We start from the raw sequence: 20,559 nt of genomic DNA, 5'->3' as shown, positions 1-20,559 counted from the left end.
GGGCGGGGGCGGTGCCGGCTTGTTGGGCCACTGGGGGGTGGGCGGTGGTGGCCGGGGGGACCGGGGTGCCGTTGGGGGTGGTGGTGGGGGTCGGCGTGGGGGGCGCCGGGGTGGGGGGTGGCGGGGTTCCGTTGGGCGGGGTTGCGGCTGCTGGGGTGGCGGTCGCGGGGGCTGGGGTGGCGGTCGGGGCTACCGGTGCCGCGGGCTCGGGAGCTGCGGGGGCAGGGATGCCCTGGACGACCGGCTCCGGGTCGACCGTGGTGTGGGCTTCGGCCTGGGCGTGGGCGGTGGACGCCGGTTCGGGGAGGAGGGCGTCGTCTTCTTCCTCGTCGTCGGCGAAGGGGTCGATGTCCTCGGGGGCGATCGGGATGGGCTGGGTGGGTTCGAGGGCGTGCTCGGACTCCGGGGTGGTGCGGAGCAGGTCGGCGACGCGCTGGCTGGGGATGTCGATCTGGACGGTCGCCACCTCGTCCCAGCGGTCGCGCATGATGCAGTGGCCGTGGCGGATGGACTTGCCGTTGGCTGCGGTGTTGATGCCTCGGACCAGGGTTTGGTACGGCGCGGTCTGCGGGCGGCCCAGCAACTCCAGCAGGGAGTCGACCTGTTCGCGGGAGCGCAGGGAGAAGGCGAACAGGGTGGTGATCTGCTCGACCAGGCCGGGCAGCTTCAGGATCGAGGCCGGGTCCTGGGTGTCGAGGACCAGGGACGCGCCGAGGGCGCGGCCGACTCGGGCGATGTAGTCCAGGAAGCTGGCGCCGTCCGGGGTCTTGGTCAGGAGGTGGACCTCGGGGACGATGACGACCTTGGAGCGGCCGCGGAACTCGCGGCGGCCCGTCGTACGGACCATCCAGGCCAGGCAGCCGCGCAGGCAGGCCATGCCGACGCGTTCGATCGGGGACCACGACTCGGGCGCGGACTCCGGCGACGGCAGGGTCAGGCCGGGCATCTGGACTACCCAGAGGCCTGGGTTCGTCGTGAGGGACGACAGGCCGGAGGGCGGGCCGGCGACGACCGAGCCGAGGCCCGTCTCGACCAGGTCGCGCAGGGCGAAGCCGACCGTGCGGGTGGTCTCGGACTCCGACGCGCACAGGCGCTGGATGACGCCCCACGACGACGGGTCCGGTGACTGGATCTCGGCGCGCGTCGCGGCCATCACGGGCGCTTCCGCCGCACCACGGAGGTGTGGCGGCAGCAGGAGCATCAGCTGGGACGGCGCCTGCAGGAGGGCGTCGTCGACCGGGAGCACGCGGAGCAGGTCCGCGGCACCGGAGAACTGGGCGGTGATCTCGATGACAGCAGTCGGTACGCCGTACTCGGCGGCGACCGCGGAGACACCGGCGGCGTCACCCTTCAGGTCGAGCAGCGGCACCCACGCCCCGGCGAACGCCGAGTCGAGACCGCCGAGCATCGCGGCCGTCGTCTTGCCTCGACCCGACCGGCCGAGGAAGAGCGTCGTGGTCGCGTCGCCCAGCGCCGAACCCGCGGCCGCGTCGAAGCGGACCAAGCCGGGCGTGGAGCCGGTGAGATAACCGATGGCAGGACCGGTCGCGTCACCGATCGACGCACCGCCCCAGAACCAGGACCCGAAGAACGCGGTCGACTCCCGGACGTGGCCGAGGTCGGGCACCCGGAGCTGGTCGCCGGGCAGCGACTCCAGCCACAGGTCGCGCTGCTCGTCGGCGCCGGCCGCGACGGTGATGCCGCGGTCGGCGTAGTGCGCGATGACGGCGTCGACGTACGCCTCGAGGTCCTCGCGGGTGTCCGCGCTGACCAGCAGGCGGGGGTGGTCCTCGACCAGGGTCAGGCCGCTGCGGTTGATGTCGCGCTTGACCTCGCGCATGATGCGCTCGGTCTCGACGATCTCGTCGGCGGTCTCCTCGGCGGTGCCCTTGGCGGCCGAACGACGCTGCTCCTTGGCCGACTTGCGGGTCTCGTCGACCAGGTGGCGGGCGGTCTTCTTGGTCAGCACGCGGAACCGGACCGACGCTTCGACGGTGACGTCGATCTCGTCGCCGTCGTCGTCGATCGCCTTGATCTCCGACAGCGTGCGCAGCCACTCACCCGCGCCCGGGGTCTCGAGCTCCTCGGGGAAGTCGGTCATCGCGAGCACGGTCGTGTACGCCGCGATCTGGCCGCGGGCGTCGTAGATGCGCAGGTGGTCGGTGTACGGAACGACTCGTCCGGCCGTGAGGCGGGCCAGCGAGGCTCCGGTGATCAGACCGGCGCGGGGCGCGGCGACGGCGCCGCGGTGCATCTCACGGCTGATCAGCCAGGAGATCACCTCGGCCGGCGCGGTGTGCGCCCGCCAGACCGTCGAGCCGAGCTGCCGGGCGAGCTTGCGGACCCGCTCGTCGAGGTGGGCCAGCTCGCGGGCACTGACCCGCCAGGACGTCGTACCGAGGGCGTCGCTGATCGAGCCGCGGACTTGCGCGGTCGCCCGAGGGTCCCGGTCGCTCAGGTGGACGCCGAGCGCGACGTACCGCTCCGGCATGCGCATCTCGTCGATCCGGTCGGCACGGGTCTGTGCCCAGGCCTCGTGGTCGCCGAGGCGGTAGTGGCCGGCGATGCTGTCGAGGTAGTCCTGGCCGGTGGAGCGGCCCCAGACGACCTTGAGGTGGCTGAGCCGGTCGCCGAGGATCGTCGCGGCCGCGCTCACCGCGGCGTCGAGGGCGGCGTCCTGCTCGCCCTCGGTGGCCAGGTCGGTGTTGGCGACCGAGATCAGGAACCACGCCTCCGCGCTGCGTTCGGTCACCAGCAGACCGTCGGCGATGGCGACCAGGCGTGGCGGCGGCAGACCGCGTTCGCGGCCGACGCCGACCAGATTCAGGAGCTTGTCAGCGATCTTCATCAGTGCCCCTCGTTGTCCCGTCGGCTCAGCCCCGACGACGTCCTGCGTCTGACCCTTTGCACGTAGTCCGACCCCAGAAGGCGAGCCCGCTGGTTCACCGTGATGTCCGCACCGGCGCGGACCTGGGGGTCGAGCTCCTCCACGACCTCGCGATCCCACTCCGGGGTCACCCGGGCCTTGGCCAGGCCGGCCATCTTCTGGGTCGCGACGCGCTCACGCCATGGCAGATACTCCGTCTTGTCGGCGGCCCGGGCGCCGAGACCGATCACCGGGCGGTGCGAACGCAACGCGTACCGGACGGCCAGCGCCCACTCGGTCACGCGGCGGCGGCGTTCGTGGTGCTTGCCCGCGCGCCAGCCGAACGCGGTGATCACGAACGGCGGTACGACGTACAGGCTGACGGTGGGTTTTTTCGGGACGCCGATGATCGGCACGAGCAAGGCGATCCACAACAGGATGATGACCGCACCGAAGATGATCATCCGCCGACGGGCGCCTTCTCCGAGGTCGATGCCGAGCAGGTCGTACTGCCGGGTCTCGATCTCGAAGTGGTGGGTCAGGGTCCGGCCGACGCGCATTCAGCTACCCCCGGAGAGCAGTCCCCAAAAGCCCTTGAGCACGTTGATGGTCTGGTTGTTGGCGTAGATCAGCCCGCCGACCAGAACACCGGCCGCGATGTGGCCGAACAGCTCGCCCCACTCGCGCTTGAAGTAGTGCCCGATGGCGCGCAGCACGAGGATGGCGATGAAGATGTTCCCCGCGATGACCAGAACCCAGTCCTTGAAGTCCGCGCCGGTCGGCACGTTGGGGTCGGCCAGCGGCGCGGCGAGTTCCACCACGCTGGCTACCAGTTGAGTCGTCATCATTGCGGTGTCTCCCAAGGTGTACTGGTGGTCCGACGGCAGTCAGCTGTGGTCATCCGACGGCAGCCACTTGCCATCGTTGTGCTCCGTCCGCGGCGACCGTGCGCCGCAGGGTGAGCGTGTAGGTCTGGTCGAGGGTGGTGTCCCCCGTACCGTCCCAGGTCACGGCGCCGGTGGCCCGGCGTTCGTTCTCGTCTCCGGTGAAGACCTGCCAGTCCTTCAGCTCGCCGAGCTTCACCGCCCCGTTCAGGCTCCGGATCGCCGCGCCGGGAGCGGCGACCGCCTCGACCTTCGCGTCGGACTCGGCGTACGCGCTGAAGAACGCCTCGGCGTCCTTGGCCGTGGCCGCGGTCAGGTCGTCGTCCGGTACGCCGGCCTCCGGCATGTTGTCGGGCAGAGCGGCCCGCTCGTCCGCGACGAACGTCGGCGGGCCGCTGGCGACGACCCGGGACGACGCGCGCGCGACCGGAACGGAGACGCGCTGCCAGCTGTACGCGCCGCCGACCCAGTTGCGCCCCTGCTTGGTGAACGGGCGCACCTGCACCCGTACGTCGACGACGGCGGTGACGCCGCTGGGGTCGACCTTCACCTCACCCGGGTACGCCGTGTTGGCGGTCTGCTTGCCGCGCCCGTTCCAGCCGGCGCGGGCGTCGAGCCCGGCGGCCAGGTCGACGCCGACCTGCGCCGGACGGGTGTCCGGATTGCCTTCGTCCCAGTTGAGGTAGGACACGGCGTACCGGGTCGCGACCGCGCGGGCCTCGTCGGTCGGGAAGCCCGTCTGGTTGGTCACGACACCGGTGTTGCCGGCGGTGGTGGGCCGGATCCAGGAGCGGACGCCGCTGATCGCGGCCAGGAGCAACACCGCGACGACCAGGCCACGGAAGAACCGCCGCGCCCAGGTCGAGAACGACGATTCCGGCTCCGTCGCCCAGGGGGTCGGTCCGGGCTCCACCGGTCCACGTGGCGGCTGGGGTGCCACGTGGGTGCCGTGCGGAGACCGTTGCCGAAGCCGTTCAGGGGGTCGCTGCACGGGGGCTGCGGCATGCTGCGGCGGGTTGGGCGCCGTCCGGGGATCCGTGGGCGGTTGAGGCCGGCGCGGAGGCGCCATCACCCCGCCGGTTGCCGGAGGCGGTGCGCTGTACTGCGCTGAAACGCCCTGGGCCTGGCGAGGGGTGGGCAACACCGGGCCGTCGGGGTGCTGCCACCACTCCGGTGCGGTGTTCTGCGGGCGTGTCTTGCCCTGCTTCTTCGTCCGCCGCTGGTCTGACCAGTGCTCACCTTTTGGCGGCAGATTCAGCAACGTTCGCCACCAACTCATCTCTCCCCGCCCCTCAGACAGCAGTTATGCGGACAGTAGCCGGGAGGATACGGCAAGCAACTGTCCACCGGGAGTCCTGAGACCAGGATCCGGATGCTCCATCGCTCCCCGCAGCCATACTGTTACCCCACTCGGGGGCAGATGCACACATCCGTGGGAAGCGTGACACCTTCGGTACCGTCGCCATAGCTCCTCTCTCATGCCCGACCGGCTCGATCAGGCAGCGCAAACCATGCCACACGCCGCGGACAGGTTCGAAAATCCATGCGAAGGACATCGTAGAGAACGGTTCAACTGATCACTCAGTGTAACTGATCCCGTGACCAGCCTGTGGAAAACTCTGTCGTGCGGCGGGGCCAAAGTAATAGGTTCTTGGTGACTTTGCTGACCCCTGGAAAAGCACCCGGAAATCGTGGCGGAAGGACTGGCATGGAGACTCGACGGCTGGGACGGCTGGAGCACCGCAGTTCGGTACTGATCTACGGCGCCGCGGCGCTGGGCGGGGTCGATCAGGACACCGCCGACGCGTCGATCCAAGAGGCCCTCGACGCGGGCATCAACCACTTCGACGTGGCCGCGGACTACGGCGACGCCGAGCTGCGGCTCGGCCCGCGGATGGGCGAGATCCGGGACCGGATCTTTCTCGCGACCAAAACCGGACGGCGTACCTATGACGAAGCGTGGTCGGAAATCAATCGTTCGCTGGAGCGGCTGCAGACCGACCGGATCGATCTGATCCAGATGCACGCGGTCTGCGACCTGGAGAATCTCGACCTCGTGACCGGGAAGGGCGGGTCGCTGGAGGCCGCCGTCCGGGCCAAGGAGGAAGGCATGGTCGGTGCGATCGGGATCACCGGGCACACCGACCAGGCGCCGGCGGTGCACCGCGAGGGACTGCGGCGGTTCGACTTCGACTCGGTGCTGACGCCGCTGAACTACCGGCTCTCGACCGACCCGAAGTACGCCGATGACTACGCGGCGCTGGTGGAGGCGGTCAAGGCGTCCGACGCGGCGCTGATGACGATCAAGATGATCGCCCGGCGGAACTGGCAGGACGGCGAGGAGAAGACCTACGACACCTGGTACCGGCCGTTCGACGAGCAGCGGTACATCACGGCGGCGACGGCGTGGCTGCTGAACGGGCACCCGGAGATCACCGGGCTCGCGACCGCCGGTGAGACCCGGCTGCTGCGGCAGATGGTGACCGCCGAGAAGGAGCGGGCCGACCTGACGCCGGAGGCGGCCGCGGCGATTCTCGACGAGGTCCACGACTACACCTCTCCGTTCGTCGACATCCCGATCTGATCCGGCTCAGTCGAGCACCTGCGCGGCAACGCGGGAAGGGCGGATCACCGGGCTTGCCAGTCTGCCCGGCGGTCCGGCGGGTCCGCGCGGTGTCTCGGCGGGCGTTCATCAGTTGTTCGGTTGAGGCAACTGTTTGTTTGGCCGGGTCGTCGGTGGTTGTGGAGCGAACTCGTGGTGCGGTGCGGCTGGCTCGGCGTAGGCCGGGGCCGGCTCGGTTACGCGGGAGCCAGCTCGGCGTGTGCGGGGTCAGCTTGTCGTACGCCGGAGCCAGCTCGCCGCATGCGGGCCAGCTCCTCATACGCCGGCCGCTCGCATGTGCCGGGCGAGCTCCTCGTGCGCCGAGGGCCAGGTCGACGTGTGCCGGGCACAGTCCTCGTACGCCGGGCCAGGTCGGCGTGTGCGGGCCTGGACCTCGTAAACCGGGGCCAGCTCGCGTGTGCCGAGGTCAGCGCGCACGGCCGAGGCGGGTCCCGGCGGCCGGGGCGGCTCGTCTTATTACCTGGGTCACGTCGTCGTACTGGATGGCGGGTGCGGAGTGTGGCCGGCGGGGTGCGATGTGTGAGGGTTGGGGATGCGCTCCGCTTGGGTACCGGCATCGGTCGGCGGGCAGCGGGAACACCGGCGCGGGCGGCGGTGTTGTGAACGGGGTATTCCCTATCTTCGGAGGTCGTAGTGGCAACGGTCGAGCTGTCCCAGCAGAACTTCGACGAGGTCGTCGGTTCCGACGGGCTCGTCCTGGTGGACTTCTGGGCGGAGTGGTGTGGTCCGTGCAAGATGTTCGGGCCGGTGTTCGAGAAGTCGTCCGAGCAGCACAAGGACATCACCTTCGGCAAGGTGGACACCGAGGCGCAGGTCGAGCTGGCGCAGGCGTTCGAGATCCGGTCGATCCCGACGCTGATGGCGGTGCGGGACGGTGTCGTCCTGTACTCGCAGCCGGGCGCGCTGCCGGCTGCCGCGCTCGAGGACCTGATCAGCCAGCTGCGTGCGGTGGACATGGAAGAGGTCCGCGCGCAGATCGCGGCGCACGAGGCCGAGCACGGCTCGGAGCCGCACACGCACTGACGTACAGACAGCTGAGGCCTCGGACCCGTCGTTGGATGGGTTCGGGGCCTTTGTTGTTGGGGTGGGCGGTTGGTGGCGTGGCGGGGGTTGGTAGTTGGGGTGGGTGGGTTATTGGCGTTGCGGGGGGTTGGTAGTTGCGGCGGGTGGAGGCTGATGCCGGGGTGGGGGCGTTGGGTTGAGGTGGGACGGCGGTGGGTCGGGGTGGGGCGGCGGGTGGATGCTGGGTCCGGGGTGGGAGCGGCGTCGAGGTCGGGGCGGGGCGTTCAGGTCGGGGCGGGGCGGCGGTGGATGCTGAGGTGGGGCGTGGGGCGCGGGATGCCCGCTGCCGGCACTCGCGAGCCGCCGGGGCGCGGAGGTGCCGGCCTGATCCACGAGGGCGGGCGACGGGTGAGTGGCCGATGTAGCGGCGCGGGTTGGCACTCTCGGGAAGGCGTTGCTGGTGGTGTTGAACTGTCGGGTGGGCCGGTGAGGCGGAGCGTCCGTGAGGCGCGGGTGCCCGAGCGCCGAGGGTGGGCGCAACGGCCATGAGGCGGGGGTGTCCAAGGCCGGAGGCGGACTGGGCGCTACGTCGATGAGGCGCGGGTGTCCAAGGCCGGAGGCGGACTGGGCGCTACGTCGATGAGGCGCGGGTGTCCAAGGCCGGAGGCGGACTGGGCGCAACGCCATGGAGCGCGGGTGCCCAGGGCCGGGAGCTGGGGCCGGGGGCGAAGCGAGGGCGGGCGTGTCCTATACGGCGAGGGTCCTAGCGAGGGCGGGGTGTCCTGTACGGCGTGGGTCCTGGCGTGAGCACGGGGGCCGGGTGAGGCGTGGGTCCTGGCGTGAGCACGGGGGCCGGGTGAGGCGCGGCTGCCGAGTGAGGGCGCTGGGGTCCGACGAGGGCGCGCGGGTGTCCAGCGAGGAACGCGGCGACCCTACGAGGCCGCAGGTGCCAATAGAGGGTTGCGGGGGCCTGGCGAAGGTGCGGGGACCTAGCGAGGGTTCGGGGCCAGCGAGGTGCGCTGTCGGGGCGGCTACCCAGCGAGGCCTCGGGTGCCTGACCAGGGCGGGTGCGCTGTGGGGCGCCGGCTAGCCACGGGGCGCGGGTGGCGGGTGTTCGAGTGGGTGCGCTCGCGTGAAATGGCGAGAGCGTGGTTCCCAGATGCTGATGGGAACCACGCTCTCGGTGACCGGTCTCGGGGTCGCCCGGTCGGTGGTGCTGCCGCACAGGGGGCGGCGGGTGGTGCTTCGTCCGTCCCGGAAGGGGCGGGTTGCCGCTCAGGGTCGTGAGCGGGTGGTGCCCGGGCGGCTCAGGCGCAGCCGGTCCGGTGGTGCAGGTCCGCCCCGCATGGCGGGCCTTGGTGCTGCCGCTCAGGGTCGAGCGGGTGGAACGTCCGCTCGCAAGGAGCGGGGTGTTGCGACCGCTCGCAGGGAGCGGGTGGTGCTTCCGCTCCAGGCGCGAGCGGTGGTCGGGCCCGTACAGGGACGGGCGTGGTGTTGCCGTTCCGAGGGAACGGGTGGAGCTCCCCGCGCAGGGACGGGGTGGCTGCCGCTCCCAGGGAACGGGTCGTGCTGCCCGCTCCTGGTTGAACGGGGTCGTACTCCGTTCCGAGGGAACGGGTGGAGCTTCCCCGTCCAGGGACGGGGCGGTGCTGCCGCCCGCAGGGAACGGGTCGCGCCGCCCGCTCTTGGCCGAACGGGGTGGTGCTGCCGTTCGCAGGGAACGGTTCGTGCTGCCCGCTCTTCGTTGAACGGGGTCGTGCTGCCGCTCAGGTGAACGGGTGGTGCAGTCCACTGTTCAGTTGAGCGGTACTGCCCGCTCCAGGCGCGAGCGGGGTGGTGCGGCCCACCGTGAGGGGTGGGGTGGTGCTGCCCGCTCGACTCTGAACGGGTGCTGTTGCCGCTCGGACTGCGAGCGGGTGCTGCTGCCGCTCGAACCGCGAGCGGATGGTGCCTCCCGCGCAGGGACGGGAGTGGTGCGCCCCGCCTGAGGTGAAGCGGGGTCCTGCGCCCCGCCTGAGGTGAGCGGGGATCCAGCAACCCCGCCTGAGATGAAGCGGGGGTCCTACGCCCCGCCTGAGGAGAACGGGGATGGTGCAAACCGCTCGAGGAGAGAGAGCGGGTGGTGCGCCCGCGCTAGAGGCGGGTGGGGCCGGGGCAGAGAGGTCTGGCCGGCCGGGGGGATCGTGGCGGTGAGGTGTCGCCACGATCCGGGTCGGGGCGGGTCGCCGGATGCGATCCGCCGGGAAGGTCAGCGGAGTGGGTCGAAGGGCGCCAGTTCGGCGGGACGGCGGCCGGTGGTGATGGTCTCGGCCAGGAGTTGGCCGGTGACCGGGCCGAGCGTGATGCCCCACATGCCGTGGCCGCCGGCGGCGAAGACCCGCGGGGACGCGGTGGCGCCGATCAGCGGGAGGCCGTCGGGGGTGCAGGGGCGCGGGCCGACCCACTCGAAGGTGCGTGCGTCCAGGTCGGCGTCGCGCAGCAGCGGACGGGCGGCCTCGACGATCGCGTCGATCCGGCGCGGGTCGAGCTTCGCGTCGGGCTTGCGGAACTCCATCATCCCGGCGACCCGGAGCCGGTCGCCCAGCGGCGTGCAGGCGATGCGCTGCGCCGGGAAGTACACCGGACCGGCCGGCACGTGCGCGATCGGCACGCTGAAGGAGTACCCGCGACCAGCCTGTACGACGGTCTTCACGCCGAAGCGCCGGGCCAGGTCGCCGAGCCACGCGCCGGTCGCCATCACGACCGCGTCGTACGGCTCGCTCTCGCCGTCGGCGGTGACCACGCGGGTGTCGCGGATCCCGTCGACGACGTCGGCGACGTTCGCGCCGGTGAGGATCCGGCCGCCGCGGGCGACGACCGAGTCGGCCAGCAGCTTGACGTAGTCGCCGGGGTTGATGAAGCGCTGACCGTGCAGCCGGATCGCGGCGCCGATCTCGTCCGACAGCGACGGCTCGATCTCGCGGGCGTCGTCACCGGTGATCGCCTCGAACTCGATGCCCTGGCCGGCGGCGTGGATGTGCTCGATCTCCTCCAGCAGTACCGCCCGCTCGGTCTCGGTCCGGTACGCCGCCAGGAACGACTTCGCCTCGTACGTCTCGGCCTCGACGCCGGCCTTCGCCAGCAGGTCGAAGGCCGGCAGGGCCTGCCGGTTGATCGGGACCAGCGACTCCATCGCGGTCTTCCAGCGTCCGGCGGTGCTGTTGCGAGCGAAGCGGGTCAGGAACGACAGGAGCCGCGGGCTCGCGGTCGGCGGTACGTAGACCGGCGAGGAGGGGCTCAGCACCGCGCGGACGCCGTACTTGAGGACGGCCGGCTCCGGCAGCGGAGTGGCCAGGCCCGGGGTCAGCCAGCCCGCGTTGCCCCAAGACGCCCCCGCGGCGACACCTTCGCGGTCGTACACGGTGACCTCGATGTCGCGCTCCTGGAGGAACCAGGCAGTGGCGAGGCCGACCATGCCGGCGCCGACGACGGCGACCCGGTCGGGGACGATGTGTGTGGTTGAACCAGCAGCGACCATGTATCGATGGTGCGCCGCGGCCCGAACGCTGTCATGGTGCGATCGCACCACTGCTGGAGCAAATGACAGTGCGCAGCGCACAATAACTTCATGATCACTGCGCCTGACCTGGTCGTTGCCGTCGGCCCGGCCCTGTTCGAGACGGTTGCCGTCGGCCACGGCGACAGCGAGGTCAGGGACGTCTTCCTGGCCGACCCGCAGGAACCGGCGACCGGTCAGCCCGGCGACCTGGTCCTCGGCCTCGGTCTGCGCAACGCCGAAGAGGCAGTCGAGCTGGTGGAGCGCTGCGCCGTCGGCAAGGCGTCAGGCGTCGTACTGCGGACCGGTCTGGCACAGGACCCGACTGTGGTGGCGGCCGCCGAGCGCTGGGTGGTCACGCTCATCGCGCTCCAGCCGACCGTCGCCTGGGCGCACGTGGTCTGGCTGCTCCGCGGCGTCATCGACCGGGCGGCCGCACCGGACTCCCCCGCTGCCGGCGACGCCGGAGTTCACCAGGAGCTCTTCGCACTGGCCGACGCGGCCGCGGCGATCGTCGACGCGCCGGTGACGATCGAGGACAACCAGTCCCGCGTACTGGCCTACTCGTCGCAGCAGGACCTGTCCGACACCGACCCGACCCGCGTCTCCACGATCGTCGGGCGCCGCGTCCCCGCCGAGGTGATCGCCCACTTCCGGGCCCGCGGCATCTTCCGGCGACTGGCCCGGTCCAGCGAGCCGTTCCTCGTCCCGGACGGGCCGAACGGCATCCGCCCGCGGCTCGTCGTACCGGTTCGGGCCGGTGGTGAGTGGCTGGGCTCGATCTGGGCGGTGGTGGACGGGCCGGTGAGTCAAGAGGTCACCGAAGAGCTCAGCAACGCGGCGTCGGTGCTCGCGCTGCACCTTCTGCGCCTCAGGGCCCAGGCGGACGTCGCCAGGCGCTCAGCGATCGACCGTCTGCGCACCGTACTCCGGCAGTTCTCCCCCGAGGCGCCGATCGAGGTCAGGCTGCCATCGGCGCCCTGGCGGGTCGTCGCGCTGAGCTCCCCCGACGGGTACGACGTACCGCAGCAGCTCGACCTCTGGGAGTCGACCGGCCGCCGCCACGGCTGGAGCGAACCGTTGCTGGCCGACCTGGACGGCACCGTGTTCGCCGTGGTCACCGACGGCGAGGCGGTCCCCGGCTCCTGGCGCTGGCTGCGCAAGCTGGTCGCCGACCAGGCCAAGGACAACCCCGGTACGGCGGCCGCCGCGGGCGGTCGCGCCCGCTACCCCGCCGACCTGCCGAGCTCGCGCGCCGAGGCGGTCGAACTGCTCAATCTCGTACGGCGCGGAGTCGCCCGCGGCCCGGCGCTCCGGGTCGAGCAGGCCTGGCACGTGCTGACTGTTCACCGGGCGGTCACCTCGCTCGACACCACCAAGATGGACGGCCCGCTGGCCACGTTGCTCCGGCACGACATCGAGAACGACACCGCCTTCGTCGACACCCTCGAAGCCTGGCTCAACCATCCGGGTCAGCCGCAGCAGGCCGCGAAGGAGCTGCATCTGCACACCAACACGTTGCGGCACCGGATGAAGCGGATCGGCGAGATCGCGCGGCTCGACCTTGCGGATCCGCGGGAACGGCTCGCGCTGCAGCTGCAGATCGCGTCGGTGCGCACCGAGCACTGAGACGTTCGCCACAGCGCTGTGTAACAAGGCTTCATATTCCGGCAATCGATGAGCAACATCGGGATGGAAAAGTACTGATCACGAAGACGTCTCAGCTCTTCACCAGGGAGCTGAGCCGACTGGGTCGAGCTCTTCACCAGGGAGCTCGAACCACTGGGCCCGGCGATTGCCTGAGCGATCGCCGGGCCCCTTCACGTCAGGCGATCGCCCGGACGCTTCACGTCAACCGGTTGACGATCGCGCCGTAGACACCCGGCAGCGCGGCCGCCGCCGGAACGATCCGAGGAGCCAGCACCGACCTGTTGCGGGCCCACAGCAACGAAGCCGTGAGCGCCCGGCACTCCCACGAAACCCGGCGCCAGGCCGCCTCGTAATCCTCCGGCCGATCCGCGGCGACGCAGTCCACCAGCTCGGCCGAAGTCCGCAGGGCCACCGCGATCCCCTCCCCGGTCAACGCGTCGACATACCCGGCCGCGTCCCCCACCAGCAACACCCGCCCGGCGACCCGGCGCCGTACTCGCTGACGCAACGGCCCCGCCCCCAGTACGCCGGACGCCGCCGAGGCGTCACCCAACCGCGCGAGCAGCCGCGGAAAGGCGCGAAGGTGCTCGTCGAAGGACCCACGGGCAGAGGTCAGCACCGCGATTCCCACCAAGTCGTCGGCCACCGGCGTCACGTAGGCCTCGCCCAGCGACGACCAGTACACCTCCACCAGATCCGTCCACGGACGAACGGCGAAATGTTGCCGCAGGCCCCGCCGCACCGAGCCACCACCAGCTCCGAGCCCCAACTGCCGGCGGATCGGTGAGTGCAGTCCGTCGGCGGCGGCAAGATACCGAGCGGTGATACCAGCCGCCGTGACCGAGGACGACGACTGCTCCACCAAGCTGATGCGCGAGCGCACCACCGGAATGCCCATCTCCTCGAGCCGATCACGCAGCCCCTGCTGCAGCGCCGTACGCCGTGCGCCAAGCCCCGGCCCGGACCGGAAGCGGGCGTCGACCGAGCGCGACGCATCCAGGTAGCGGATGCCGTAGAACGGACGGCCCTCCACCGCGACGCCCAGCCGCGACAGGTACTCCGCCGCGCTCGCAGCGATCCCCTCCCCGCACGCCTTGTCGATCGGCGCCTCGCGGGGCTCGACCACCACGACGTCCAAGCCGGCGAGCGCGGCGCGGATCGCGGTGGCGGCACCCGCCGGACCACAGCCGGCAACGAGCAGATCGATCACTTGGTCAGCGCGGTGTCCAGCGCCGTCTCCTCGGTCCGGATCCGGACCGCGAGCAGCGGCAGGTTCAGCGCCGTGAAGACGATCGCCGTCACCCAGGCCGTGTGCACCAAGGGCAGCGCGATCCCCTCCAGGACGACGGCCACGTAGTTCGGGTGCCGGATCCACCGATACGGGCCTCCGGCAACCAACGACAGCCCCGGGACGACGATCACCCGCGTGTTCCACTGCCGGCCGAGCACGCTGATGCACCACCACCGCAACCCCTGCGCCAGCAGCACCACCGCGAGCATCGTCCAGCCGAGCGCCGGCACGAACGGCCGGTCGGCCACGATCGCCTCGACCAGGCACCCGGCCAGCAGCCCGGTGTGCAGCACGACCATGAACGGGTAGTGCCCCTTGCCGGACTCGACCCCGCCCTGCGCGAAGCTCCAGGCCGCGTTGCGCAGCGAGACCACCAGTTCGGCGACGCGTTCCAGCCCGACCAGGAGTACCAGTACGACGTACCACCACAACGACGTGTCCATCACCACTCCATCAGGACGAGCTCGGAACAAAAGCCCGGGCCCATCGCCAGCAACACACCCGGACCTGCAGGATCCAGGGTCATGGTGTCACCGAGCACGTGCAGTACCGAGGACGACGACAAGTTGCCGACCGCGTCGAGCGACTTCCAGGTCAGATCCAGCGCGCCCGGTCGCAGGTCGAGGGTCTCCGCGACCGCGTCCAGCACCTTCGGCCCACCCGGATGACTCACCCACGTCCCGATCTCCGGCACGGTCAGGTTGTGCGAGGCCAGGAAGTCCCGGACGTCGCCGCCGAGGTACTTGCGCACCACCTCCGGTACGTCGGCCCCGAGCACGATCCGGAACCCGCCCGACCCGACGTCCCATCCCATCACCCGCTCGGACTCCGGGTAGAGCCTGCTCCGGGTGGCGACCACCGAAGGCCCCGACGAGGAAAGGTCGTCACCGGTCATCACCACCGCCGCCGCGCCGTCGCCGAAGAGCGCGCCGCCGACCAGGTTGGGCAACGACGAGTCGTCCCGCTGCAGCGTCAGCGAACACAGCTCCACCGACAGCAAGACGGCGACGTGCGAGGGCCACGCGGTCAGATAGTCGTGCACCCGCGCGATCCCGGCCGCTCCCCCGACGCACCCGAGTCCGAACAGCGGCATCCGCTTGAGGTCCTCGCGCAGCCCGAGCCGCATCGCGACCCGCGCGTCGATCGACGGCGCCGCGACCCCGGTCACGGTGGTGAACATCAGCAGGTCGACGTCCTCGATCCGCAGCCCCGCGGCGGCCAGCGCGCCGCTGACCGCCTCGGCGCCGAGGTCGACCGCCGTCGCGATCCACGCGTCGTTGGCGGCGCCGAAGTCCTTCAGTACGCCGTACTGCTCGAGCGGGATCGCGAGGTGCCGGTGCGACACGCCCGCGTTGGCATGCAGCCGGCGCAGCAGCGCGTGCCCCTTGCCGTCGGGCAGGCACAGCTCCGCGAACGCTTCGGTGAGCTCGGCCTGCGCATACCGGTACGGCGGCAACGCGGCCTGTACCGCGGCGATCCGGGTCATCGTGGCATCGTTGCTTCGGTGAGCCGACCGTCAGCCGTCAAGGGTCTCGCCCTGGCCTGCCACCCCGGTCCGACGGTCGCGGTGACCGCGCTCGTCACCGCCGTCGCCTGGTCCGCGGGCCGCGGCCTGCCGGGATGTCTCCTCGTTGCCGCAACCATCCTCACCGGCCACCTCTCGATCGGCTGGAGCAATGACGCGATAGACGCCGCGCGAGACTCCATTGTGAACCGGCGTGACAAGCCAGTCGTGCTGGGACTGGTGAGTCGCCGGACGTTGTGGATCGCAGCGGTTGTCGCGCTGGTCGTGACGATCCCCGTTTCGCTCGCGAACGGCGTGCTGGCCGGCCTGGCCCACCTGCTCTTCGTCGCCTGCGCCTGGGCGTACAACCTCGGGCTCAAGTCGACGCCGGTGTCCTGGCTCCCGTACGCCGTGGCGTTCGGCGCGCTGCCGTCGTTCGTCACGCTGGGCACGACCGGGGACTGGGCGCCCTGGTGGGCGACGGCGGCGACCGCGCTGCTCGGCGTCGGCGCGCACCTCGCGAACGTCGTACCGGATCTGGCCGACGACCTGGCCACCGGCGTCCGGGGCTGGCCGCAACGGCTCGGCCAGGTGTCCCGGCTGCTCGCGCCGCTTCCGCTGGCGACCGCGACGGTGCTGCTCACGGTCGCGCCGGCCGGACCGATGGGCGTGGTCGGCTGGGTCGCGCTCGGCGTCGTCGCGGTGCTGCTCGGCGTCATCGTGACGTGGAAGCAGGCGCCGTTCCTGGTCACCATCGCGGTCGCTGTCGTCAGCGTCGTCGTGCTGGTCATCCGGGGCGACGCACTGTGAGTCTCATGGCCGCAGCTCCTGCAGCTTGGTCTTGACGCCCTCCTTGAGCACGCCCCAGCGGTCCTCGTCGCCCTTCCACAGCGACTCGGTCATCTTGCTGATCTGCTCCCAGCTCGCGTGCGGCGGGATCGGCGGGACGTCGGGGTCGCAGTACACGTCGAGCACGGTCGGGCGGTCCGCGGCGAGCGCGGTGTCCCAGGCGGAGGCCAGCTCGTCGGGTTTTCTGACCGTGATCCCGGTCAGCCCGACCGAGCGGGCGAAGCCGGCGTAGTCGACCTCGGGCAGCGTCTGGGAGTCGGCGAACTTCGGTGCCCCCTGCAACGACCGCATCTCCCAGGTGACCTGGTTGAGGTCGTTGTTGTGCAGGACGGCGATCACCAGCCGCGGGTCCGACCACTCCTGCCAGTACCGCTTGATCGTGATCAGCTCGGCCAGCCCGTTCATCTGCATCGCGCCGTCACCGGAGAACGCGACGACCGGCCGGCCGGGGTGAGCGATCTTCGCGCCGATCCCGTACGGGACGGCCGAGCCCATCGTCGCCAGCGTGCCGGACAGCGAGCCGCGGGTCGTGTCGTTGAACCGCAGCTGACGGGCGTACCAGTCGGCGGCGGATCCGGAGTCCGCAACCACGATGCAGTCGTCGGGCAGCCGCTCGGAGAACTCGTGGAACAGCCGCTGCGGGTTCACCGGATCGGCCTCGACGTGCGCGGCGCCGGCCATCACCTGCCACCAGCGCTCGACGCCGTCCTCGATCCCGGACCGCCAGGACCGGTCCTGCTTGCGCTCCAGCAGCGGGATCAACGCCCGCAGCGTGGTCGCCGCGTCGCCGACCAGGTTCACCTCGTACGGGTACCGCATGCCGATCATCGACGGGTCGGCGTCGATCTGGACAGCCCGGGCCTTGCCGAACTCCGGCAGGAACTGGGAGTACGGGAAGCTCGACCCGATCGTCAGCAGCGTGTCGCAGCCGGTCATCAGCTCGTAGCTGGGCCGGGTGCCGAGCAGGCCGATCGAGCCGGTCACGTACGGCAGGTGGTCGCTCAGTACGTCCTTGCCGAGCAACGCCTTCGCGACGCCCGCGCCGAGCAGCTCGGCGACCTCCTCGATCTCCTGGCGCGCGCCGCGAGCACCTTGCCCGACCAGGACGGCGACCCGCTCGCCGGCGTTGAGCAGCTCGGCGGCACGGCGTACGGCGGCTTCGTCCGGGTTCTGGGTCGCCGGCTCGAAGCCGAGACTCGACGGCACCATCTTGAACGCGTGCTCCGGCGGGCTGTAGTCCAGCTCCTGGACGTCGGCCGGGATGATCACTGCGGTCGGGGCCGAGCGGCTGAGGGCGGTCCGGATCGCCCGGTCGAGCACGTTGGGCAGCTGCTCCGGGACGTTCACGGTCTCCAGGAACTCGCTCGCGACGTCCTTGAACAGACTGTGCAGGTCGACTTCTTGCTGGTAGGAGCCGCCCATCGCGGTCCGGTTCGTCTGGCCGACGATCGCCACCACCGGGACGTGGTCGAGCTTCGCGTCGTACAGGCCGTTGAGCAAGTGGATCGCACCCGGGCCGGAGGTCGCAACGCAGACGCCGACCCGGCCGGTGAACTTCGCGTAGCCGACCGCTTGGAGCGCCGACATCTCCTCGTGCCGCGACTGCACGAACCGCGGCCCGTCGGCTCTGGTCCACGCGGCGAGCAGTCCGTTGATCCCGTCGCCGGGATAACCGAAGACGGTGTCGACGTCCCACTCCCGGAGCCGCTGCAGCAGATAGTCACCCACGGTTGTCGCCATGCTGCCCCAGTGCCCCGGGACCGGGGCTGTATTCGGGGTGCCGAGCCACCCTCGTAGACGCCCGCCGCCGGCTCAGTCGGTCGCGGGTTTCAGCGGCGCGTTGCTGCCGAGGATCGCCGCGGTGAGGGCCTCGGCCGGCTCCTTGGCGGCGCGCGGGTTGGTGATCAGCACCAGATCGATCGCCGGCAGCTCGGGCAGCCCGGCGCTCGGCGGAGGCTCGACCAGGTCGGCAGGCATCAGGGAGCGAGCGAAGATCGCGATCCCCAGCCCCGCGCGGACCGCCGCGAGCACGCCGTTGACCCCGCGCACGATGCAGGTGACCCGGTACGGCCGGCCGACCTGTTCCAGCGTCTGCACACCGAGCATCCGGCTCAGGCTCGGCGCCTGGTACGTGACCAGGGGCACCGGCCCGTCCGGCGGCAGGCGGGTGCCCGCGATGCCGGCCCAGACCAACGGGTCGCGGCGGACGACCCGGCCGTTCGGCTCCGAGCCGGCGCCGGCCGAGTGCTTCACGTACGCCAGATCGAGGTGACCGGACTCGACCCGGCGGAGCAGGTTCGGGCTCTGGGCGACGGTGAGCTCGAGATCGATCCGCGGGTAGAGCTGCCGGAAGTCGCGCAGGATCCGCGGCAGGGGGGTGAGCGCCAGGTCGTCGGTGACGCCGAAGCGCAGCCGGCCGCGCAGCTCCGAGCCGGTGAAGTAGCCGACCGCCTCCTCGTGCGCGGCCAGGATCGTCCGCGCGAACCCGGCCATCGCCTCGCCGTCGGCGGTCAGCGTCACCGTCCGGGTGTCGCGCACGAACAGCGGCCGGCCGACCGCGGCCTCCAGCTTGCGGATGTGCTGGCTCACCGTCGGCTGCCGGATCCCGAGCCGCTCGGCGGCCTGGGTGAAGCTCAGCGACTGGGCCACGGCGAGAAACGTGCGCAGCTGGTCCGGGTCGTAGGCCATCGATTTCCCCCTCATCACGAGACGTTATAAGACTAATAGGAGTAATTCGCTGTCGGAATCCGGCCCGGACCGGTGAGGATGGGACCGACCTCCCCTGACACGTCCACTTCCAAAGGGTTGACTCTTGACCACCCGGGCTACCGGTTCTGTCCCTGTCCCCGATTTCCACACCCACCGTTCCACTCCGCGGACCACTCCCGGCGAACTGCCGCCCACCCAACGCCGGCCCGGCTTCCGCGAAACCTTCAGTGCTCTCGAGGTCCGCAACTTCCGCCTCCTGGTCAGCGGCCTGTTCGTCAGCTCGACCGGCGGCTGGGTCCAGCGCATCGCGCAGGACTGGCTGGTCCTGACGCTGACCGGCAGCGCCACCGCGGTCGGCATCACCACCGCGCTGCAGTTCCTGCCCACCCTCCTGCTCGGCCTGTACGGCGGCGTGATCGCCGACCGTTTCCCCAAACGCAAGGTTCTGCTCGTCACCCAGTCGACGATGGGCACCCTGGCCGCCGTACTGGCGGTGCTGGCGTTCACCGGCGAGGTGCAGGTCTGGCAGGTCTACTCGCTGGCCCTCGTGCTCGGCCTCGCGACCGCGGTCGACAACCCCACCCGCCAGTCCTTCGTCACCGAGCTGGTGGGCAAGCAGCGCCTGCGCAACGCGATCAGCATGGTCTCGTCCACCTTCCAGCTCGGCGGCCTGATCGGCCCCGCGCTGGGTGGCGCGATGCTCGGCACGATCGGCGCCGGCTGGGCGTTCGCGCTGAACTCGATCACGTTCTTCGGCTCGATCTCGGCGCTGCTGATGATGCGCGAGAGCGAGATGCCCGGCCTGCACGCCGCCCGCAAGGCCGGCCGGGGCCTGCGCATCCGCGACGGCCTGCGCGACGGCGTCCGGTACGCCTTCCACGAGCCGGCCGTGCGCTGGGCGATCGTGCTGGTCGGCATCTTCGGCATGTTCACGATCAGCCTGCCGGTCACGCTGACGGCGTTCGCGGACGTCGTCTTCAAGACCGGCGCCACCGGGTACGGCGTACTGAACTCGGTGGTCGCGGTCGGGTCGCTGGCCGGGGCACTGCTCTCGGCCCGCCGGATCCGGCCGACCAGGCTGCGTAACCTGGTCGGGATCGCGGCGATCCTGGCCGTGACCGAGATCGTGGCGGCGCTGCAGCCCTCGCTGTGGACCTTCCTGCCACTGCTGTGCGCGCTCGGCATGGCGACGCTGATGTTCCTCACCGCCGCCCAGTCGATGGTGCAGCTGACCACCCCGGACGGGCTGCGCGGCCGGGTCGCCGGGATCTACAACCTGGTCTTCATCGGCGGCGGCGCGATCGGCGGCCCGACCGTCGGCGCGATCGCCGAGCACTTCGGCGCCCGGACCAGCCTGCTGCTGGCCGGCCTGATCCCCGCCGTCGCGACAGTTGCCATCGGCATCAAACTGGCGCGGGCCGGGCGCTTGCGGGTGGTTGTCGTCCGCAACGAGCGCTCGCCGTGGCGGCAACCACCGGTCCGGCTCGGACTGGAGAAGGTTCCGGTCCAGGTGATCCGCCCGGAGCCGCCGGTGCCGTCCCGCCCGAGGCCCTTCACGCTGGCTCGCCGCCGATACCAGCGGACCGACCCGCACGCTGCCCCGACCCGCCCCCGCCGCAAGCCGCTGCACCGCTGAGACAACCGCC

15 protein-coding genes are annotated in these 20,559 nt (G+C 71.0%); 5 read left to right on the top strand and 10 right to left on the bottom strand.

From position 1 onward, the window contains the following. The 4 genes from BWI15_RS05935 to BWI15_RS05920 all read right to left on the bottom strand — a co-directional run. A partial coding sequence (locus BWI15_RS05935) for an ATP-binding protein (protein ID WP_077013252.1) occupies positions 1 to 2,848 on the bottom strand: 2,848 nt, incomplete at its 3' end. Continuing rightward, positions 2,848 to 3,426, bottom strand: a complete 579-nt coding sequence (locus BWI15_RS05930) for a hypothetical protein (protein ID WP_077013251.1) — start codon at positions 3,424 to 3,426, stop codon at positions 2,848 to 2,850. The genes BWI15_RS05935 and BWI15_RS05930, both read right to left, overlap by 1 nt. After that, positions 3,427 to 3,714: a hypothetical protein gene (locus tag BWI15_RS05925; protein WP_077013250.1), complete on the bottom strand. Its 288-nt coding sequence runs from the start codon at positions 3,712 to 3,714 to the stop codon at positions 3,427 to 3,429. 49 nt (positions 3,715 to 3,763) lie between these two features. Next, on the bottom strand, positions 3,764 to 4,663 hold the full coding sequence (locus BWI15_RS05920; protein ID WP_077013249.1) for a conjugal transfer protein: 900 nt from the start codon (positions 4,661 to 4,663) through the stop codon (positions 3,764 to 3,766). Positions 4,664 to 5,458: 795 nt separating this feature from the next. On the opposite strand from BWI15_RS05920, the gene BWI15_RS05915 reads away from it, so the two are divergent. Both BWI15_RS05915 and trxA read left to right on the top strand, forming a co-directional pair. Further along, positions 5,459 to 6,334 (top strand): aldo/keto reductase, encoded by an 876-nt coding sequence (locus BWI15_RS05915; RefSeq protein ID WP_077013248.1) that lies wholly within the window; start codon positions 5,459 to 5,461, stop codon positions 6,332 to 6,334. Positions 6,335 to 7,006: 672 nt separating this feature from the next. Then, positions 7,007 to 7,396 carry a thioredoxin gene (trxA, locus tag BWI15_RS05910; protein ID WP_077013247.1) on the top strand — a complete coding sequence of 130 codons (390 nt, stop codon included), beginning with the start codon at positions 7,007 to 7,009 and terminating at the stop codon, positions 7,394 to 7,396. A gap of 2,227 nt (positions 7,397 to 9,623) precedes the next feature. Here the strand turns inward: trxA and BWI15_RS05905 are convergent. Beyond that, entirely contained in the window at positions 9,624 to 10,892 is a 1,269-nt protein-coding gene (locus BWI15_RS05905) for an NAD(P)/FAD-dependent oxidoreductase (protein WP_077013246.1), read from the bottom strand. Positions 10,893 to 10,982: 90 nt separating this feature from the next. Between BWI15_RS05905 and BWI15_RS05900 the strand changes: the two genes are divergently transcribed. Continuing rightward, entirely contained in the window at positions 10,983 to 12,539 is a 1,557-nt protein-coding gene (locus BWI15_RS05900) for a helix-turn-helix domain-containing protein (RefSeq protein ID WP_077013245.1), read from the top strand. Positions 12,540 to 12,756: 217 nt separating this feature from the next. Here the strand turns inward: BWI15_RS05900 and BWI15_RS05895 are convergent, their stop codons facing one another. Genes BWI15_RS05895 through BWI15_RS05885 form a run of 3 tightly spaced genes read right to left on the bottom strand, consistent with a single transcriptional unit; the run spans position 12,757 to position 15,337 of the window. Next, complete coding sequence (locus BWI15_RS05895; RefSeq protein WP_077013244.1) at positions 12,757 to 13,770, bottom strand: NAD(P)/FAD-dependent oxidoreductase; 1,014 nt, start codon at positions 13,768 to 13,770, stop codon at positions 12,757 to 12,759. After that, entirely contained in the window at positions 13,767 to 14,294 is a 528-nt protein-coding gene (locus BWI15_RS05890) for an isoprenylcysteine carboxyl methyltransferase family protein (protein WP_193432135.1), read from the bottom strand. Before BWI15_RS05890 ends, BWI15_RS05895 begins: the two co-directional genes overlap by 4 nt. Beyond that, a complete protein-coding gene (locus BWI15_RS05885; protein ID WP_077013243.1) occupies positions 14,294 to 15,337 on the bottom strand; it encodes a type III polyketide synthase in 1,044 nt (347 codons plus the stop codon). Before BWI15_RS05885 ends, BWI15_RS05890 begins: the two co-directional genes overlap by 1 nt. A gap of 18 nt (positions 15,338 to 15,355) precedes the next feature. Here BWI15_RS05885 and BWI15_RS05880 point away from each other — a divergent pair, with 18 nt between their 5' ends. After that, a complete protein-coding gene (locus tag BWI15_RS05880) occupies positions 15,356 to 16,165 on the top strand; it encodes a UbiA family prenyltransferase (RefSeq protein ID WP_237771149.1) in 810 nt (269 codons plus the stop codon). Positions 16,166 to 16,168: 3 nt separating this feature from the next. Here BWI15_RS05880 and BWI15_RS05875 read toward each other — a convergent pair whose 3' ends face one another. Beyond that, on the bottom strand, positions 16,169 to 17,944 hold the full coding sequence (locus BWI15_RS05875) for a thiamine pyrophosphate-requiring protein (protein WP_077013242.1): 1,776 nt from the start codon (positions 17,942 to 17,944) through the stop codon (positions 16,169 to 16,171). Positions 17,945 to 18,016: 72 nt separating this feature from the next. Next, the gene (locus BWI15_RS05870) at positions 18,017 to 18,907 is read right to left on the bottom strand and encodes a LysR substrate-binding domain-containing protein (RefSeq protein WP_237771148.1); all 891 of its coding nucleotides are present in this window, start codon (positions 18,905 to 18,907) and stop codon (positions 18,017 to 18,019) included. A gap of 109 nt (positions 18,908 to 19,016) precedes the next feature. On the opposite strand from BWI15_RS05870, the gene BWI15_RS05865 reads away from it, so the two are divergent. Beyond that, positions 19,017 to 20,549 carry an MFS transporter gene (locus BWI15_RS05865; RefSeq protein ID WP_077013240.1) on the top strand — a complete coding sequence of 511 codons (1,533 nt, stop codon included), beginning with the start codon at positions 19,017 to 19,019 and terminating at the stop codon, positions 20,547 to 20,549. Positions 20,550 to 20,559 lie beyond the last annotated feature (10 nt).

The sequence above is a fragment of the Kribbella sp. ALI-6-A genome, from assembly GCF_001984195.1.
Taxonomy (GTDB): domain Bacteria; phylum Actinomycetota; class Actinomycetes; order Propionibacteriales; family Kribbellaceae; genus Kribbella.
The sequence above is the reverse complement of the archived record's forward strand: the minus strand, read 5'-3'. Positions and strand labels throughout refer to the sequence as shown.

Bases quoted from the DNA above. Each gene is read 5' to 3' on its own strand.
- BWI15_RS05930 (WP_077013251.1), bottom strand. From the start codon at position 3,426: ATGCGCGTCGGCCGGACCCTGACCCACCACTTCGAGATCGAGACCCGG.
- BWI15_RS05925 (WP_077013250.1), bottom strand. From the start codon at position 3,714: ATGATGACGACTCAACTGGTAGCCAGCGTGGTGGAACTCGCCGCGCCG.
- BWI15_RS05915 (WP_077013248.1), top strand. From the start codon at position 5,459: ATGGAGACTCGACGGCTGGGACGGCTGGAGCACCGCAGTTCGGTACTG.
- BWI15_RS05905 (WP_077013246.1), bottom strand. From the start codon at position 10,892: ATGGTCGCTGCTGGTTCAACCACACACATCGTCCCCGACCGGGTCGCC.
- BWI15_RS05900 (WP_077013245.1), top strand. From the start codon at position 10,983: ATGATCACTGCGCCTGACCTGGTCGTTGCCGTCGGCCCGGCCCTGTTC.
- BWI15_RS05890 (WP_193432135.1), bottom strand. From the start codon at position 14,294: ATGGACACGTCGTTGTGGTGGTACGTCGTACTGGTACTCCTGGTCGGG.
- BWI15_RS05885 (WP_077013243.1), bottom strand. From the start codon at position 15,337: ATGACCCGGATCGCCGCGGTACAGGCCGCGTTGCCGCCGTACCGGTAT.
- BWI15_RS05875 (WP_077013242.1), bottom strand. From the start codon at position 17,944: ATGGCGACAACCGTGGGTGACTATCTGCTGCAGCGGCTCCGGGAGTGG.
- BWI15_RS05870 (WP_237771148.1), bottom strand. From the start codon at position 18,907: ATGAGGGGGAAATCGATGGCCTACGACCCGGACCAGCTGCGCACGTTT.